Origin of the sequence: Campylobacter concisus, assembly GCF_003048985.1 — a bacterium.
Lineage (GTDB): Bacteria > Campylobacterota > Campylobacteria > Campylobacterales > Campylobacteraceae > Campylobacter_A > Campylobacter_A concisus_AY.
Window position 1 is genome coordinate 38612 of sequence record NZ_PIRS01000003.1, and the last position, 18065, is coordinate 56676.

Sequence of the window (18065 nt, forward strand, 5' to 3'; positions counted from 1 at the left end):
TTTTTATCTGTGCTAAATTTGAGTTAAGATCAGTCTTGCTTTATTGCGTATTTGCCGCTGCCAGTCGAGATGATGCAAAGTGACATAGCGATATAAAGATATATAAGCTCTGCTTTAAAGCCATTTACATTAGTTAGCTCAAGTAAATTTGACAAGCCAAAATATGAATACAAGATGACAAGACTAGAGCCAAAAACTAGGAGCGCACCGAGCCTTGAATAAAAACCAACAGCGATCATTATAGGGGCTAAAACCTCGCTAAGATAGGCAAAATACGCTAAAAAGCTAGGTAGTCCAGCATCAACTAAAATGCTCTTTACGCCGCCAACTCCGTGTAAAATTTTGCCAAAGCCGTGCATAAAAAGGCAAATTCCAAGACCTAAGCGCAAAAATAAAAGTCCAAGATCGACATTTTTCATAATATCTCCGTTACATATTTTTAGTTATGGATTTTATTTAATATTGATTAATGGCTTGTAAATTTTAAAATTTTGTAAATTTAAGTGGGTAAATTCATGAGAGGATTAAGCCCCTAAGCGGGGCTTAATATATTAGTTTTCTTTGATCTTTATCTTTTTATCTTTGTAAAAACCAGTACCAACTGGGATCATACGTCCAAGGATGACGTTCTCTTTTAGATCTTCAAGATAGTCAAATTTAGCAGCGATTGAGGCTTCTGTTAAGACCTTAGTTGTCTCTTGGAATGACGCAGCAGAGATCACACTATCACTTCCGATGGCCGCTCTTGTGACACCAAGAAGGATCGGCTCAGCGATAGCTGGCTCGCCACCCATTTTCATGATGCGCTCGTTCTCTTCTTTAAATTTGTTTCTTGAAACCATGTCGCCAACGATGAAATTTGTATTTCCGCTATCGACGATTTTGACTTGGCGAAGCATTTGAGAGACGATGATCTCGATGTGCTTATCAGCGATCGCAACACCTTGGCGGCGATAAACTTGCTGAATTTCACTGATCAAATAGTAGTGAAGCGCCTTTTCACCAAGAATTCTTAAGATATCGTGGCTTGAGATAAGTCCGTCTGTTAGTTTCTCGCCAGCATGGACAAATTCGCCGTCTCTTACTTGGATCTGGCGGCTCTTCTCGATCAAATACTCAGCTGTCGTGCCATCTTCTGCTTGGATGATGATGCGCTCTTTTGAGCGAAGTGGCTTGTCAAATCTAACAACGCCGTCGATCTCTGCAACGATAGCTGTATTTTTAGGGCGTCTTGCTTCAAATAGCTCACTAACCCTTGGAAGACCACCAGTGATATCTTTTGACTTAGCAACAGCTTTTGGAGTCTTAGCCAAAATGTCAGCCTGAGCCACTTCATCACCACTTGAAACAAAGATCGCAGTTTTTGGATCAAGCGGATATTTGATCAAATGTCCGCTCTTTGTAGTAATGATGATCGCTGGTTTTACGCCACTTGGCAAATACTCGTTGATAACAAGACGTCTTTGGCCAGTTGCCTCATCAGCTTGCTCAGTCGCACTATATCCTGGCTCGACATCTTCAAAGCTAACCACACCAGCCTCTTCTGCGATAGTTGGAGTTGAGTATGGATCCCACTCAGCGATTATTAGCTTGTCATCTTTTTCAGGTAGTGAGACCACTGTCGCTCTTTCTACCGCATCATTGTCTGATACTTGGATGATAGAATTTCTTGGGATGTAGTGGCGAACTGCCTCACGTCCGTCTTTGTCAGAAACAACAACAAAGAAGCCTTTTTCAGTTACTTTGTGACCTTTTTTGATATCTTTTAGTCTATCAAGGAAGTCACCTTTTAGTATGAAAAATTTAACCACACCATTTGCATCTGCTGTGATCTTTCTAGTTACTGGATCGCCGTCTGAAATTTTAAGCTCACTAGCATAAGGGATACGATTTGGAATGTTCCAACCCTCTTTTATTATCTCAACAATACTCTCGTTCTCTTTTACCTTATCGCCATTTGCATAAGGGATATACATCTTGCCTTCGATCTTGCCGCTAACGCCAGCTAGTTCGTTTGGCTTAGCAAGATCGTTTCTTCTGATGGTATATTTGATCTCTTCTTTTTTGCCTTTAATTACGATATTTACATCTTCGTGGGCATATTCGATCTCGATTTTACCATCGATTGTTGATTTTATCTTTGGCTCAACAAGTAGTACAGCTGCACTTCTTCTGTTTGCAACGATTTTCTTGCCGTTGTTCTCGTATGTGCTAAGGTTGTAATACCTAATAAAGCCCTCTTTTTGAGCGATTACTTGGCGATCTTGTTGCTCAGTAGAAGCCGTACCACCGATATGGAATGTTCTTAGCGTTAGCTGAGTACCTGGCTCACCAATTGATTGAGCTGAGATGATACCGACAGCCTCGCCTGGTTTTACGAGTTTGCCCTCACCCAAATTTAAGCCGTAGCATTTTGCGCAAACGCCTTTTGGCGCCTTGCACGTGATAGGTGTTCTAATGCTTACTGATTTTATGCCAGCTTCTGTTATTGCCTTAGCTTTCTCCTCGTCAAGCAATGTGCCTTCGCTAAATAAAATTTCATTTGTTATAGGATCGATCACATCATCTGCTAAAACACGGCCCAATACTCTCTCTTCAAGGCTTTCGATTAGCTCGCCGCTCTCTGTGATATCTGTGATCTCAACGCCCTCGTGCGTACCGCAGTCGTGCATTGTGACTTTAACGTTTTGAGCAACGTCGATTAGCTTTCTTGTTAAGTAACCAGCGTTGGCAGTTTTTAGCGCTGTATCTGCAAGACCTTTTCTAGCTCCGTGGGTTGAGTTGAAGTACTCCATTATGTTTAGACCTTCACGGAAGTTTGAAATGATCGGTGTTTCGATAATTGAGCCGTCCGGTTTTGCCATAAGACCACGCATACCAGCTAACTGGCGAATTTGCGCTGCACTACCTCTCGCACCTGAGTCAGCCATCATATAAATTGAGTTAAATCCGCCCTTATCACTTTGGATAAGCTTCATCATCTCGCTTGCAACGCTGTTGTTTGTATCTGTCCAGATATCGATGATCTTGTTATATCTCTCACTATCTGTTAAAAGACCAGCGCCATATTGCTTTTGAATTTCACGAACTTTTTTCTTAGCTTCGTCGATATACTTTTGCTTGCTATCTGGCACGATGATGTCTGCGATAGAGATAGAAATTCCCGCTTTCGTAGCATACCTAAAGCCTAAATTTTTAAGCTTATCAAGGAAGTCAGCCGTTACTTCAAGGCCGCCATTTCTATAAACATAATCAACCAAATTTGCAATGTCTTTTTTCTTCATGATCTTATTCCACATATTTTCAGGGACAAAATCAGGAAGTATCGCTCTTAAGATCAAGCGACCAGCTGTTGTAAAGATGATCTTGTTATCAACCATTGTTTTGATTTTAGCGTGAAGACCAAGAGTGTTAGCCTCTTCAGCGATCATTACTTCATCAACGCTTGAGAAAATTTTATTTGCGCCTTTTTCATCGTTTCTCTCTAAGCTTAAATAATAAATTCCTAAAACCATATCTTGTGAAGGGACTGTGATAGCCTTACCACTTGCAGGAAGCAAGATGTTCATTGAGCTAAGCATCAAAATTTTGCACTCAGCGATAGCTTCCTGCGATAGTGGTACGTGAACAGCCATTTGGTCGCCGTCGAAGTCAGCGTTGAACGCCGCACAAACTAGTGGATGAAGCTGGATCGCCTTGCCTTCAACAAGCACTGGGTGAAACGCCTGGATAGAGAGCTTGTGAAGTGTTGGAGCACGGTTTAGCATGACTGGATAGTCTTTAACGACCTCTTCTAGGCACTCCCAAACCTCATTTGTCTTATCTTCTATCATCTTTTTAGCTTGCTTAACGGTTGTCGCATAGCCTTTTTCTTCAAGGCGAGCAAGCAAATGTGGCTTAAATAGCTCTAAAGCCATCTTCTTTGGAAGACCGCACTGATCCATCTTTAGCTTTGGACCAACGACGATAACAGAACGTCCAGAGAAATCAACACGCTTGCCTAGCAAATTCTGACGGAAGCGGCCTTGCTTACCTTTGATGATCTCACTTAGTGATTTTAGTGGGCGTTTATTTGCACCTTTTACTGCATTTGCTCTACGGCCATTGTCAAATAGCGCATCAACAGCCTCTTGAAGCATTCTCTTTTCATTTCTGATAATGATCTCAGGTGCGTCAAGCTCAAGTAGGCGTTTTAGACGGCTATTTCTATTTATTACACGGCGATATAGATCATTTACGTCCGAAACAGCAAATTTACCGCCATCAAGATTAACAAGTGGTCTAAGATCAGGCGGAAGAACTGGTAAATTTGTTATCATCATCCACTCTGGGCGGTTGCCTGAATTTAAAAAGCTCTCGATAACCTTTAGACGTTTTACGATAGTCTTTTTCTTAGCCTCAGAATTTGTAGCCTCCATCTCTTCTTGTAGCTGATTTAAAATTTGAGTTAGGTCAAGCTCAGCTAGCATATCATAGATGACCTCGCCACCCATTCTAGCACTAAAGCCAGTTTCTTCATATCTTGAAGCTAGGCTTTGATATTGCTCCTCGTTTAAAACGTCATATTTTTCAACTTTTTTAGAATTTTCATTGTCATAATAAGCCTCGCCAGCATTATCAACAATGTATGCCTCATAGTAAAGTACGCGCTCAAGGTCTTTCATCTTGATACCAAGAAGCGCACCTATACGGCTTGGCAAGAAATTTACATACCAGATATGAGCCACTGGAGTTACAAGCTCGATGTGACCCATGCGAGAGCGACGAACTTTAGATGTTGTTACTTCAACGCCGCACTTTTCGCATTTGATACCTTTGTAGCGCATCTTTTTATATTTACCACAAAGACACTCATAATCACGGATCGGTCCGAAAATTTTGGCACAAAACAGACCGTCACGCTCAGGTTTTAGCGTGCGGTAGTTGATAGTTTCTGGTTTTTTAACCTCGCCATAACTCCAAGATTTTATCTTCTCAGGACTTGCTAAACGAAGTTGGAAAGCTTCAAAATCACGAGGTCTATGCTCTTCTTTTATCTCAACTGGTTTTAAATTAGTTAGTTTCATTTGTCTCATCCTCATCATATACTTCCACATCAAGAGCTAGTGATTTTAGCTCGTTTGTTAGAACAAAGAACGTCTCAGGGATACCAGTCTCAGGAACGTTTTCACCTCTTGTTAAAGCTTTGTAAGCAGAAAGTCTTCCCTCAACATCATCTGATTTTACAGTTAGCATCTCTCTTAGTGTATGAGCAGCACCATAAGCCTCAAGTGCCCAAACCTCCATCTCACCAAACCTTTGACCACCAAATAGCGCCTTACCGCCGACAGGTTGTTGTGTAACAAGGCTGTATGGTCCAGTACTTCTTGCGTGGACTTTTTCATCAACCAAGTGGTGAAGTTTTAGCATATACATACAACCAACATTAACGCGTTCTCTTATCTTTGAGCCTGTACGTCCGTCATATAGCTCAGTTTTACCGTCACTATCTATCTTTGCCATCTCAAATAGTTTTGCAAATTCATCAGCTTTAACGCCTTCAAAAATCGGAGTTGCAAATCTTACGCCATTGCTCCAATCTTTTGCATACTCAAGAAGCTTCTCATCACTCATCTTACCAAGAGCTTTTTTAGCGTCCATTAGCTTAGCAACGCTTGCGATCTCTATCATCTTAGCTCTTAGCTCTTTTATCCATTCGCCTTTTTTGGTCTCAAAAATTTCATTGATCTGCTCGCCTAAACGGTAACCAACAAGACCAAGGTGACTCTCTAAAATTTGACCGATGTTCATACGGCTTGGAACACCTAGTGGGTTTAGCACGATATCAACGATCTGACCGCTTGGAAGATACGGCATATCGACTTCTCTTACTATATTTGAAACGATACCTTTGTTACCGTGACGTCCAGCCATCTTATCGCCAACTTTTAGTTTGCGTTTTGTAGCTATATAAACTTTTACAAGTTTTACAACGCCGCTTGGTAAAATATCATCTTTTTCTAAAATTTCTATCTTAGCGTCGTGCTCTTCTTTAAGCTTTTTCTTCTCATTTTGGAAGTAATTTTTTAGCTCATCATATTTCTTTTGAATATCTTTTGAAAAGCTCTTTACGATAGCATTTAGAGTAAATCTATTGATATTTTCAAAGTCAGCTTTGTTGATCTTTGAGCCCTTTTTATACTCTTTTTTATTTACCTCTTGATCGCTAGCTAGTGGGTTTTTAGAAAGAAGTGCTGTAACTTTTAGCATCTCTTCGCGGTCTAGCATAAGCAGTCTATCGTGGTGCTCTTTTTCTAAAAGAGTCTTCTCTTCTTCATAAGCTTTGTTCGTTCTGCTATCTTTCTCGTAGCCTTTTTTGGTGAAAATTTTAACATCAACAACCACGCCTTCCATTGAAGCTGAAGCATAGAGTGATTTATTTACCACGTGGCCGGCTTTTTCGCCAAAGATCGCACGCAGTAGTCTTTCTTCTGGGGTTGGTTTAACTTCGCCTTTTGGAGATACTTTACCAACTAAAATCATGCCAGGCTTGATCTCTGTACCGATTTTAACGATACCACTTTCATCAAGGTGCATAAGCTCCTCTTCTTTGACGTTTGGTATATCTTTTGTTATCTCTTCAACACCGTCTTTTAGCTCACGAGCCTCGATCTCTTTTTCATAGATATGAACGCTTGTAAAGGCATCTTCGCGTATCATTTTTTCACTAATAACGATCGCGTCCTCGTAGTTGTAGCCATTCCAAGGCATAAATGCAATTAGTGCGTTTTTACCGATAGCTAGCTCGCCTTTTTCCATGCTTGGACCATCGGCTATTATCTGACCAGCAAAGATCTCATCACCTTTTTTAACGATAGGGTGTTGTGAAAATGTCGTATTTTGGTTTGTTCTTAAATTTTTCTCTAAAGAGTAGTGATCGATATATGGACCAGCTTCATCTTCACCAAGGATAAAGATGTTTTTATTATCAACCTTTTCAACCACGCCACCTCGTTTTGCTTTTACACTCTCCCAAGCATCTCTTGCGATAACGCTCTCCATACCTGTTCCAACGATAGGAGCAGTTGAACGAAGTAGTGGCACCGCTTGACGTTGCATGTTTGAACCCATAAGCGCACGGTTAGCGTCATCGTGCTCTAGGAATGGGATAAGCGAAGCTGCAACACCAGCTATCATACCAGAGCAAAGGTCGATCAATGTAACATCTTCTCTACGAGCAAGCATCATCTCGCCCTCTTTTCTAACCTCGATCAAATCCTCAACAATATGTCCATTTTCATCAAGCTTAGTTGATGCTGGAGCGATAACGTTACCCTCTTCTTGAGTTGCAGTTAGATAGACTATCTCATCAGTCACTTTGCCATCGATGACCTTTTTATAAGGCGCCTCAACAAAGCCAAGGTCATTTACTTTTGCATAAGTTGAAAGAGTGTTTATAAGACCGATATTTTGACCTTCTGGAGTCTCAACCGGACAAATTCTGCCGTAGTGAGTTGGGTGAACGTCACGCACCTCAAATCCAGCACGCTCTTTTACTAAGCCACCCTCTCCAAGCGCAGATAGACGGCGCTTATGAGTAACCTCACTAAGTGGGTTTGTCTGATCCATAAACTGACTCAACTGACCGCCTGTGAAAAATTCCATGATTGTTGCCGTGATCATTTTTGGATTAATAAGATCATAAGGCATGATCTCATCAGTATTGTTGCTTAGACTTGTAAATTTATCACGGATAGCCTTTTGCATCTTAACAAAGCCAAGGTGAAGCTCACTAGCAAGTAACTCACCGATCGATCTTATACGGCGATTGCCAAGGTGATCGCGGTCGTCAATGTGACCTTGTCCATTTTTAACTTTTATAAGATATTTTGCAGTTTTGATGATATCTTCACTAGTTAGCAAAGTAACGTACTCTGGTACATCAAGTGAGAGCTTGTGGTTCATCTTCATACGACCAACTTTTGTTAGGTCATATCTTTCAGGGTTGAACAATATATCATTTACAAAGCTTTTTGCAGCCTCTTTAACTACCGGCTCGCCAGGTCTCATGACCTTGTAAATTCTAATCGCAGCAAGATCGTTTTCATCATCTACGCCCTCAGTTTGTTTTAAAACTTTAAGCATATCATTGTCAGCGATAAATGAATTTATGATAGCGTCGTCAACGCCAGCTGCGGAGTTGTTTATGATCTCGATACTTTCATGCTCAGCTAAAATTTTTGCCAGTTTATTCTCATCAAGAGCAGATAGTGTGTCATATAAAATTTCGCCGCTTTCTGTGTTTATCACAGGGTTTGCCAAATATCTACCAATAAGTGCTTCGATCGGATACTCAACAAATTTAACGCCATCTTCGATTAATTTATCAGCTTTTTTCTTTGTTAGGCGCTTGCCAGCTTGGTGAAGAACCTCTCCATCTTCATTTTTTATATCATACTCAACTCTTCCTAGATAATCCTCTGGATTGAAAAGAGCTAAAAATTTATTATTTTTAATAACCAAATTTTGTATCGGATAAAATAGCTTAATAATGTCTTGTTTTTTATATCCTAATGCTCTAAACAAGATAGTTACAGGCACTTTTCTGCGCTTATTTATCCTAACATATAAAATGTCTTTTGTATCATATTCAAAGTGTAGCCAAGATCCGCGATCTGGGATTATTTGAGCTGTATAGATAAGTTTATTTGCAACAGTCGCACTCTCTTCTTGTTTAAAGATAACACCAGGGCTTCTATGAAGTTGGTTTACAACAACACGCTCAACGCCATTTATAATAAATGAAATTCTATCTGTCATCAACGGAATTTCACGTATAAAAATTTCTTGCTCTTTTATATCTTTAACGCCAACTTTATCACCAGTCTTATCATCTTTTTCATGCACGATAAGGCGTATTTTCATTTTTAAATTTACAGAGTATGTAAGACCTCTTTCTATGCACTCTCTGATTGTATATTTTGGTTTTCCAATCTCTGAGCTAACATATTCTAAAGTCAAACGATTTTGCGGATCATGTATAGGGAAAATCGACTTAAAAACTTTTTCGATACCGCTTTCTGTCTGATTGTTATTTAGATTTAAAAAATTATCAAAGCTCTTTTTTTGTAGTTGTAGTAGGTTCGGAACGTCTATCTCTTTAACGACATTAGAGAAGTCAACTCTAAGACGATTTCCTGAGTATAAGCTATTTAACATTGCATCTACCTCGTGGTAATTTTGAAAGAAAAGTATAGCCTTTTACAAGGCATCTAAAATTTAAAAAAGAGAGAGCCTCTGCCCTCTCTTGAAATATTAAGCCTAAATAATAAAAAATTATTTAAGTTCAACCTTAGCACCAGCCTCTTCAAGCTCTTTTTTAGCTGCTTCAGCTTCGTCTTTGCTAACGCCTTCTTTAAGAACAGATGGAGTTCCTTCAACTGCGTCTTTAGCCTCTTTAAGACCAAGACCAGTAAGTGCTCTAACAACCTTAATAACGTTGATTTTCTTATCACCAGAATCAACAAGAACGATGTTAAATTCTGTTTTTTCTTCAGCAGCAGCTGCACCACCAGCAGCAGCTGCACCACCAGCTACCATTACAGGAGCTGCGCTAACACCAAATTTCTCTTCAAACTCTTTAACAAGTTCGCTAAGTTCAAGTACAGAAAGATTAGATATAAACTCTAATACGTCTTCTTTTGTAATTGCCATTTTTAATCCTTATTATTTTTTAATTTTAATTAAGCTGATTGTTCTTTTTTCTCTTTAAGCGCATTCAAACCAATTGTGAAATTTTGAATTGGCGCATTCCAAACTTGCAAAAGCATCGCAATAAGCTCATCACGGCTAGGCATTTTAGATAGAGCTTTAACTTTATCAACGCTTGCAACTTCGCCATCGATATATGCTGTTTTAATTTTGAAAAGGTCAGCATTAGCCTCTTCAAATTTTGCGGCTACTTTAGTTACTGCTAATTGATCTTCACTCCAAAGATAGATGTTTGTATCTTTAAGTTCCATTCCGACTTTATCAGAATTTTTAAGAGCAATATTTGCAAGAGTATTTTTAATAACTTGAACTTTTACATTTTGTTCTTTTGCAGAATTTCTTAAAACTTCAAGTTTTTTAACTGAAAGACCACGATAGTCACAAACTACAATAGCTTCAGCGGTTTTAAATTCACTCTCTAATTTTGCAACAACTTCAGTTTTTTCGTTACGTGTCACTTTTTCTCCTTTCCGACCGGTAATTTCAAGCAGAGCGGGTCGAATCAATTAAGCCCAATGGCCTCGGCTATCTCCAATCTAAGATATAAATTTGTCTAAATTCTTATTTTAAGTCCATAACCTCTTGAGTATCAAGAGTTACAGAAGGGCTCATTGTTAATGACAATGAAGCATTTTTTACATATCTACCTTTTGCAGTCGCAGGTTTATGTTTATTAATAGCTTTAATAAATGTTGAAATATTTTCATTTAATTGTTCTTTAGTAAAATTGACCTTACCAAGACCTGCATGTATATTTCCTTGCTTATCAACACGGAAATTTACTTGACCACTTTTTGCATTATTAACAGCTTGTGCAACATCCATTGTAACTGTTCCAGTTTTTGGATTTGGCATTAAACCTTTAGGTCCTAAAATTCTACCAACTTTACCTACAAGACCCATTAAATTTGGAGTAGCTATAAGAACGTCAAAATTCATTACACCTTTTTGGATATCCTCAACTAGATCATCAGCACCAACTATGTCAGCACCAGCAGCTTTTGCCTCATCAGCTTTAGCGTCTTTTGCTATAACAGCAACTCTTACAACTTTACCTGTACCAGCTGGCAAAACAACTGAACCACGAACCATTTGGTCAGCATGTCTTGGATCAACATTTAATTTCAATGCAATCTCAACTGTCTCATTAAATTTAGCAGAAGCTAAAGTTTTAACTGTATCGATAGCTTCACTAAGGTTATAAATTTTATCTTGCTCTACTTTTTTGAGCAATTCTTGAAATCTCTTACTAGTTTTTCCCATAAATTTCTCCGCATATAAATTGCTTCCGTCTTTTGAAAATCAACCTGACGGTAAAGGTTTTAGTCTATTACTTCGACACCCATTGAACGAGCTGAACCAGCAATAATCTTAGCTGCTTGCTCTTTATCATTTGTATTTAAATCAACAAGTTTTTTCTCAACTATTTCTAAAACTTGAGCTTTTGTTAATTTACCTACTTTATTTTTTAAAGGATTATCTGTTCCTTTTGTTATACCTGCAGCCTTTTTGATAAGGTCCGTAGCAGGTGGTTGTTTTGTGATAAATGTAAAACTTTTATCAGCATAAACAGTAATAACAACTGGGATATTAAATCCAACCATATCTTTTGTTTTTTCATTAAAGGCTTTACAAAATTCCATAATATTAACGCCTTTTTGTCCTAATGCTGGACCAACTGGCGGGCTAGGATTTGCTTTTGTTGCGGCAATTTGTAATTTTATTTCACCTATAACTTTTTTAGCCATTTCTTGCTCCTTAAATTATCTTCTCAACTTGTGAATACAAAATATCAACAGGGGTACTTCTACCAAAAATAGAAACATTGAGTCTAAGCTTGCCATGTATCATATCGTATTCTTCAACGATACCTGTAAAGTTAGCAAAAGGACCTTCTGTTATGCGAACGCTTTCACCATCCTCAAAAAATATTTTAGGTTTTGGTGCCGCTCTTTTTTGAACTTTCTCCAAGATAGTATTTATATCTTTTTCAGTCAATGGTGTAGGCTTTTTAGCCTCACCGATAAAACGTCCAACCTTTGGCAAAGACTGAATCTTATGCCAAAGAGCTGTATCAAGATCTAAACATGCAAAAGCATATCCAGGATAAAGAGTTCTTTCATTAATTTTTTGCTTACCGTTTTTTATCTCTATTACGTCTTCTGTTGGAACTATAACTTCTTTTAGTTGATTCTCAATACCGTGATCTCTAACTAAATTTTCAATTCCTCTTTTTACTGCCATTTCGCTACCAGCGTAAGTTTGTATAGCATACCATTTATGTGACATTATTTTTCCCTTACGCTATATAACTTTAGAAAGAACAAAGGACATAATAACATCAACAAGAGCTAAAAAAAGTGAAACAACAGCGACCACGATAAAAACTGCAATAAAAGCATTTCTAATTTGTTCTTTAGTAGGAAAGATAACTTTCATTATTTCCAATTTAGATAGCTTTATATAATTTATAAATTTTTCCATAATCTTAACCTTAATTGTGGCAGGGCAAGAGGGATTCGAACCCCCAACCATTGGATTTGGAATCCAGCGCTCTACCGTTGGAGCTATTGCCCTAATAGCTACTTATTCTTAATTAGCTTTTTAACTTAACTTCTTTATGAACAGTATGTTTTTTTAATCTTGGGCAATATTTTTTGAGCTCAACCTTATCTGTGGTGGTTTTGCTGTTTTTTGTAGTAGTATAATTGATATCACCACACTCAGAGCATTTTAAACCGATTTTAATTCTCATATATATTCCTTATAGAAAGCCAAAGGGTTTCCCCTTTGGCATAATTTTATAAATTAACCAAGTATTTTTGAAACAACACCTGAACCAACAGTTCTACCACCTTCACGGATAGCAAAACGAGTACCTTCTTCAAGTGCAACTGGAGCTATAAGCTCAACAGAAATTCTTACGTTATCACCTGGCATAACCATCTCTGTTCCCTCTGGTAATGTAATAGAACCAGTAACGTCAGTTGTTCTTACATAGAATTGTGGTCTATAGTTGTTAAAGAAAGGAGTATGGCGACCGCCCTCTTCTTTAGTTAGAATATAAACCTCACCCTCAAATTTTGTGTGAGGAGTAATTGACTTAGGTTTGCAAAGAACCATACCACGTTCAACGTCTTCTTTTTTAGTACCACGAAGAAGAACACCAACGTTATCGCCAGCTTCACCTTGGTCCATCTCTTTTCTAAACATCTCAACACCAGTAACTGTTGTTGTTTGTGTAGGTTTGATACCAACGATTTCTATTGTGTCGCCAACTTTTACAACACCTTTCTCAATTCTACCTGTTACAACTGTACCACGACCTGAAATTGAGAAAACATCTTCGATTGGCATAAGAAGATCTTTGTCAGTAGCACGAACTGGAGTTGGGATATAGCTATCAACTGCATCCATTAGTTCCATAATTTTTGCTGACCATTCGCCATCTTGTCCAGCTTTTGCCTCTTCAAGAGCTTTAAGTGCTGAACCAGAAACTATTGGAGTATCATCACCTGGGAAGTTATACTCGTTAAGTAGTTCGCGAATTTCCATTTCAACTAGTTCAAGTAACTCAGCGTCATCAACCATATCTGCTTTGTTCATGAAAACAACGATATAAGGAACACCAACTTGGCGAGATAGCAAGATGTGCTCTCTTGTTTGTGGCATTGGGCCGTCTGCTGCAGAAACAACTAGAATAGCACCGTCCATTTGAGCAGCACCTGTAATCATGTTTTTTACATAGTCGGCGTGGCCTGGGCAGTCAACGTGAGCATAGTGACGTTTCTCTGTCTCATACTCAATGTGTGAAGTAGCAATTGTAATACCACGCTCTTTCTCTTCTGGAGCATTATCAATATTATCATAATCTTTTAGCTCAGCAAGACCTTTGCGTGAAAGAACAGCAGATATTGCAGCTGTTAAAGTAGTTTTACCATGGTCAACGTGACCGATAGTGCCTATGTTTACGTGTGGCTTGTTGCGTGAAAATTTTTCTTTAGCCATCTTTTCCTCCGTTATGATATGTGTCTTTATCTAATTCAAATTCGTATAGTAATATAAAATCATATAAACCAGTGGAGCTCATAGCGGGACTTGAACCCGCGACCTCTTCCTTACCAAGGAAGTGCTCTACCTCTGAGCCATATGAGCGAAAAACGCTTGGCTGAGATGATTTTAATCAACATACAAACAACTAAAAATTCATGAAAATAAAGATGGAATAACTGTGTTTAGTAAAATCTAGATACAGCTCCCAGTTTACTTTCCCAAATTTTGGAGCGGGAAACGGGGCTCGAACCCGCGACCCTCAGCTTGGAAGGCTGATGCTCTAGCCAACTGAGCTACTCCCGCATAACAATGGTGGTGAGACGTGGATTCGAACCACGGAAGACATAGTCAGCAGATTTACAGTCTGCCCTCGTTGGCCGCTTGAGTATCTCACCTTAAACATTAATAAGTTATTTTGGTATTTTCTGGTCAAACACTGTTACAAAATGGAGCTGGTGAACGGACTTGAACCGCCGACCCACTGCTTACAAGGCAGTAGCTCTACCAACTGAGCTACACCAGCACCTGTTTTGTGAAGTGGCAATTATAGCCCAAAATAAAATAAAAGTCAAGGAGATTTTGAAAAAATATTTTATCTAATTTTTTACAATCAAAAATCTATAGAATTTAAAAAAATTTCAAAAATAGCCCACTAATCTAAGCCACTTTTACCAAAAAACAAAAGATAAATTTTACATATACAAAATTTCATATTTTCATAGTTTTATTTTTTTTAAAAGCTAAAATTTCTATAATTACGAAAAAATACAAAGGATTTAATATGCAATTTTTACCTTGGGCGGTAATATTACTGCTAATTTATGTGATCTACTTCTTAATGATCCGCTATGAAAAAAAGATAGCGACACTAAGCAAAATGATCGAGCAAAACAGTGATGGTATCAAAGAAAATAGAGACCTTATAGGTCAAAACAGATCACTAATCGAGAAAAATAAACATAACATTGAGAAAAATACTAAAGATATTACAACAAATGTTGAAAAAATAGACATTGACTTGGAAGATTAATTCTTCCAAAATTTCTCTTCTTTTTCCTTTTTTATCAAATTTTCATAAGTTTGCATTCTTATATTCACTGGCTCTAAATTTATGCCATCTTTTTTTATCTTAAAATATTTCCCATCCATCAAGCAATACTCTGGCACCAGGTCGTAGCGCTTCGAAAGCGGCAAAACTCTAAAGCTTAGATTATCCAGTATCAAAGGCTCTTTGTGTAAATTTTCCCAAACAGCTAGCACCATATGATATTTTTTTGTATTTTTTTCCTGAACTACTAGAAGGCATTTTTGATTATCCACGCCAAGATCTTTTAGGCTATCGCGCTTTGATATCGCGTACTCCTCGCAGTCTCCGCCACCTCGCCTTAAAAACTCACCCCTAGTGCTCCACACATCTACATTTGTATTGTAAAAATCATCATATCTTGGCATCAAAGAATTTAAGTATGAATTTATGAGCTCTAGCTTTCTGATAAAGCTTTCGTGTTCTATTTTTTTCATAAAATTTGCATAGTGATTTAGGATATTTTTACAAATTTGATTTTTGCACTGAGATATATTTTTTGGAGAAATTTCAAAATTATTTGCAAAAAGAGAAGAAACAAAAAAGAGAAGAAGCAAAATTTTACACATGCAGCTGCTTCATCAAAAGCACAAGACCTATTCTATCTTTCACATTTAGCTTGCTGTAAATCGACGTAGTGTGCGCCTTTACCGTCCTTAAAGTAATGCCTGTTTGCTCTGAAATTTCATTGTTTGTTAGACCTTGATATATTAAGTTTGCGATCTCTTTTTCACGTGAGCTAAGCTCACTTAGATCAGACTTTTTCTCCAAAGTTTCACTTTCATTATTTATATATGAGCCAGTTAGTTCTCCGATCATCGCTTGGATAAATTCTGGATAAAGCCAAACTTTGCCATTTAAAATCGTCTCAAAGGCATCTTCAAAGTGTGTCTTTCTCATGTGTGAGTTTGCATATCCTTTGACACCAAGAGCCAGCAGATGTTTGCCTTCACTAAATTTTGGTTCGTTTGCAAGGATTAGACATTTTATATTTGGAAAACTTTCATGAATGGTTTTAATATTTTCATCAAGGCTATCTTTAAAAGCATTTGTATCGATACCGACGATATCAACCTCGTCGTTTAAATTTGCAAAAAAATCCTTTTTATTGTGAGTAAATTTCACATCATCATCTGAAAAATACCCTCGCCAAAGATTATTAAGCGAACCATTTTGAGTAAAAAAAACCACATTCATAACCATATTTCCTTATATCACATATAGGTTTGCTCGTAAATTTTTGACTCATTTACGAAAACGATCACGTGGCGCTCCTTGCCACTATTTGCCTCAAATTTATAACTAAAAGTGGATAAAAATTTCTCAACCACTTCTTTGTCTTCTTTTAAAAAGATACTCATCTCAAAACAACCATTTGATATGGCGTATCTATATGGCACGCTAAGAGATAGTAAATTTAGATCAAAGTCCAAGCTATCGCTGCTTTCATCGTAGCCACTAATTGATATCTTGATGCTGCTTACTAGCTCATCTTCTATCTTTAGCCCAGCTAAGCTGATATGCTCTTCTTTTTTTAAATTTATCATCTCATCAAAGCTTTTTTCACAGTCTTTAAAGAGAAATTTAACTACCTCTCTTCCGATTAGATCGCATATTTTGCCATCATTTAAAATGACAAATTCCTCAGCCAGCTTTGCTCTTGAAATTTGATATTCGCTAAAATTTCGCTCAAAGCTAGCTGACTTTTGCATTATCGCTCCGTTAAAGCGTTTTGTTTTGCTTTTAAGATAGGTTTTAACAGATAGTCAAGTATCGTCTTTTTACCAGTGATGATATCAGCTGAAACTATCATACCGACCTTTATCCTAAGTGGCTTCTCTTCGCTACCAAGATAGTTTTTCTCAGTTTCTATCCTGACTAGATAGTAGCTCTCGCCAGTTTTTTCATTTGTTTCAGTATCGGCACTGATCTGCGTTACTTTGCCTTTTAAACCGCCATAAATACTAAAATCATACGCCGTAAATTTAACCATCGTATCAAGCCCCGGTCTTAAGAACGCAACGTCAGCTGGCTTAACCTTTACCTCAGCGATGAGCTTATCTTCTAGTGGGACGATCTCAGCTATGTTTTCACCAGGCTTGATGACGCCTGAGACAGTATGCACCATCATCTTACTAACGATACCATTTACCGGAGATCTTACATAAGTTCTTTCAACCCTGTCGCTTAGGCTGATTTGCGACTCGTTTATCCTTGCGATCTCAGCAGAGACTTCATTCAGCTCTTTTTTTGCATTGTTTTTAAATGCCAGCTTTGCCTCTTCTATCTTATTTTTTGCCTCTTTTATGGTTGATTCGACCCTTGGCACGGCAAGCACAGATGCGTCAAGCTCGCCCTTTAGGTCATTTACACGTCTTTGAAGCTGGATATACTCGACCTCACTAACAAGACCTTTTTTAAAGATAGGCTCCATGATCGCTTTTTCTTTTAAAACAAGGTTGTAGCTATTTTGAGTTTGAGAAATTTTATTTCTAAGCTCATTTAGCTCGCTTTGGCGCTGATGGATCTGCTCTGTTAGAATTCCTATTTGCTCATTTAAGTGATCGATGTTTGAGTTATGTAAGCTTATCTCGTATTTTATAGCCTTGCTATTGTTCGCATCTCTTGTTTCGTTGTAGTCAAATTCTTTATCATTTGCTTCAGCATCAAGCCTCATAAATTTAGCCTGAAGCTCATCAAGTCTTAGCTTTGACTCGCCGTAGCTACTTGTAAAGTTTTTATTATCAAGTCTGATTAAAATCTGATCTTTTTTAACCTCATCGCCCTCTTTTACAAAAATTTGATCTACGATACCACCTTCAAGGTTTTGTATCGCTTGGTTTTTGCCTGATGGGATGATCTTGCCACTACCTCTTGTTATCTCATCTATCTGCGCCCATGAAGCCCAGATAAGAAGCCAAAATACAGTTATGCTAACTGCATAAAGTATCTTTTTTGAGGTTGATGGAGCTTTTGCCAAAACTGCTTCTGAGAGGCTTGACATAAATTTCAAGTCATAAGCATCGTAGTTTTTTGCTTGGATGTTTGACTTGATGCCATCTACGCTATTTAAAATTTGATCTCCAGCGCTCTCTTGATCTTTTATGTCGCTTTTTTGAACTGGCTTTTCGTCTGGCTTTAAATTTTCATTTTGTTGATTTTTTATATCTTCTTGCAT

16 protein-coding genes and 5 tRNA genes are annotated in these 18065 nt (G+C 38.0%); 1 reads left to right on the plus strand and 20 read right to left on the minus strand.

Annotated features, from left to right (window positions below; all coding sequences use genetic code 11):
* Positions 1-29: 29 nt before the first annotated feature.
* The 16 genes from CVS91_RS02920 to CVS91_RS02995 form a co-directional block, all read right to left on the minus strand.
* On the minus strand, positions 30-419 hold the full coding sequence (locus CVS91_RS02920) for a DoxX family protein (protein WP_009294512.1): 390 nt from the start codon (positions 417-419) through the stop codon (positions 30-32).
* Between the two features lie 132 nt (positions 420-551).
* The gene (gene rpoC / locus CVS91_RS02925) at positions 552-5066 is read right to left on the minus strand and encodes a DNA-directed RNA polymerase subunit beta' (RefSeq protein ID WP_002941087.1); all 4515 of its coding nucleotides are present in this window, start codon (positions 5064-5066) and stop codon (positions 552-554) included.
* Complete coding sequence (gene rpoB / locus CVS91_RS02930; protein ID WP_107830221.1) at positions 5053-9198, minus strand: DNA-directed RNA polymerase subunit beta; 4146 nt, start codon at positions 9196-9198, stop codon at positions 5053-5055. Before rpoB ends, rpoC begins: the two co-directional genes overlap by 14 nt.
* Positions 9199-9315: 117 nt before the next feature.
* Positions 9316-9693: a 50S ribosomal protein L7/L12 gene (rplL, locus tag CVS91_RS02935; RefSeq protein WP_009294518.1), complete on the minus strand. Its 378-nt coding sequence runs from the start codon at positions 9691-9693 to the stop codon at positions 9316-9318.
* Positions 9694-9722: 29 nt separating this feature from the next.
* Entirely contained in the window at positions 9723-10208 is a 486-nt protein-coding gene (gene rplJ, locus CVS91_RS02940) for a 50S ribosomal protein L10 (RefSeq protein WP_103567743.1), read from the minus strand.
* 103 nt (positions 10209-10311) lie between these two features.
* On the minus strand, positions 10312-11013 hold the full coding sequence (gene rplA, locus CVS91_RS02945; protein ID WP_103567742.1) for a 50S ribosomal protein L1: 702 nt from the start codon (positions 11011-11013) through the stop codon (positions 10312-10314).
* A gap of 59 nt (positions 11014-11072) precedes the next feature.
* Complete coding sequence (gene rplK, locus CVS91_RS02950) at positions 11073-11498, minus strand: 50S ribosomal protein L11 (protein WP_021092996.1); 426 nt, start codon at positions 11496-11498, stop codon at positions 11073-11075.
* Between the two features lie 10 nt (positions 11499-11508).
* Positions 11509-12042, minus strand: coding sequence for a transcription termination/antitermination protein NusG (nusG, locus tag CVS91_RS02955; RefSeq protein WP_199906224.1), 534 nt, complete (start codon positions 12040-12042; stop codon positions 11509-11511).
* Between the two features lie 12 nt (positions 12043-12054).
* On the minus strand, positions 12055-12234 hold the full coding sequence (gene secE / locus CVS91_RS02960; RefSeq protein WP_002941070.1) for a preprotein translocase subunit SecE: 180 nt from the start codon (positions 12232-12234) through the stop codon (positions 12055-12057).
* Between the two features lie 17 nt (positions 12235-12251).
* Positions 12252-12327: transfer RNA gene (locus tag CVS91_RS02965), tRNA-Trp, on the minus strand.
* Between the two features lie 19 nt (positions 12328-12346).
* Positions 12347-12505 carry a 50S ribosomal protein L33 gene (rpmG, locus tag CVS91_RS02970; RefSeq protein ID WP_002941157.1) on the minus strand — a complete coding sequence of 53 codons (159 nt, stop codon included), beginning with the start codon at positions 12503-12505 and terminating at the stop codon, positions 12347-12349.
* 53 nt (positions 12506-12558) lie between these two features.
* The gene (tuf, locus tag CVS91_RS02975; protein WP_002941132.1) at positions 12559-13758 is read right to left on the minus strand and encodes an elongation factor Tu; all 1200 of its coding nucleotides are present in this window, start codon (positions 13756-13758) and stop codon (positions 12559-12561) included.
* 72 nt (positions 13759-13830) lie between these two features.
* Positions 13831-13905: transfer RNA gene (locus CVS91_RS02980), tRNA-Thr, on the minus strand.
* A gap of 124 nt (positions 13906-14029) precedes the next feature.
* Positions 14030-14106, minus strand: a tRNA-Gly gene (locus tag CVS91_RS02985).
* A 7-nt stretch (positions 14107-14113) separates the two neighbouring features.
* Positions 14114-14198, minus strand: a tRNA-Tyr gene (locus tag CVS91_RS02990).
* A gap of 52 nt (positions 14199-14250) precedes the next feature.
* Positions 14251-14326 (minus strand) — tRNA-Thr (locus tag CVS91_RS02995).
* A 258-nt stretch (positions 14327-14584) separates the two neighbouring features.
* Between CVS91_RS02995 and CVS91_RS03000 the strand changes: the two genes are divergently transcribed.
* Positions 14585-14833, plus strand: a complete 249-nt coding sequence (locus CVS91_RS03000; RefSeq protein ID WP_002941090.1) for a hypothetical protein — start codon at positions 14585-14587, stop codon at positions 14831-14833.
* Here the strand turns inward: CVS91_RS03000 and CVS91_RS03005 are convergent.
* From CVS91_RS03005 to CVS91_RS03020, 4 genes are all read right to left on the minus strand, one after another.
* Positions 14830-15324, minus strand: coding sequence for a transglutaminase-like cysteine peptidase (locus CVS91_RS03005; RefSeq protein ID WP_223227820.1), 495 nt, complete (start codon positions 15322-15324; stop codon positions 14830-14832). The two genes, CVS91_RS03000 and CVS91_RS03005, sit on opposite strands and share 4 nt — an antisense overlap.
* 124 nt (positions 15325-15448) lie before the next feature.
* Positions 15449-16084: a response regulator transcription factor gene (locus CVS91_RS03010; RefSeq protein ID WP_103614743.1), complete on the minus strand. Its 636-nt coding sequence runs from the start codon at positions 16082-16084 to the stop codon at positions 15449-15451.
* 17 nt (positions 16085-16101) lie between these two features.
* A complete protein-coding gene (locus CVS91_RS03015) occupies positions 16102-16599 on the minus strand; it encodes a DUF5416 family protein (protein ID WP_103632496.1) in 498 nt (165 codons plus the stop codon).
* Positions 16599-18065: an HlyD family type I secretion periplasmic adaptor subunit gene (locus tag CVS91_RS03020; RefSeq protein WP_103596752.1), complete on the minus strand. Its 1467-nt coding sequence runs from the start codon at positions 18063-18065 to the stop codon at positions 16599-16601. Before CVS91_RS03020 ends, CVS91_RS03015 begins: the two co-directional genes overlap by 1 nt.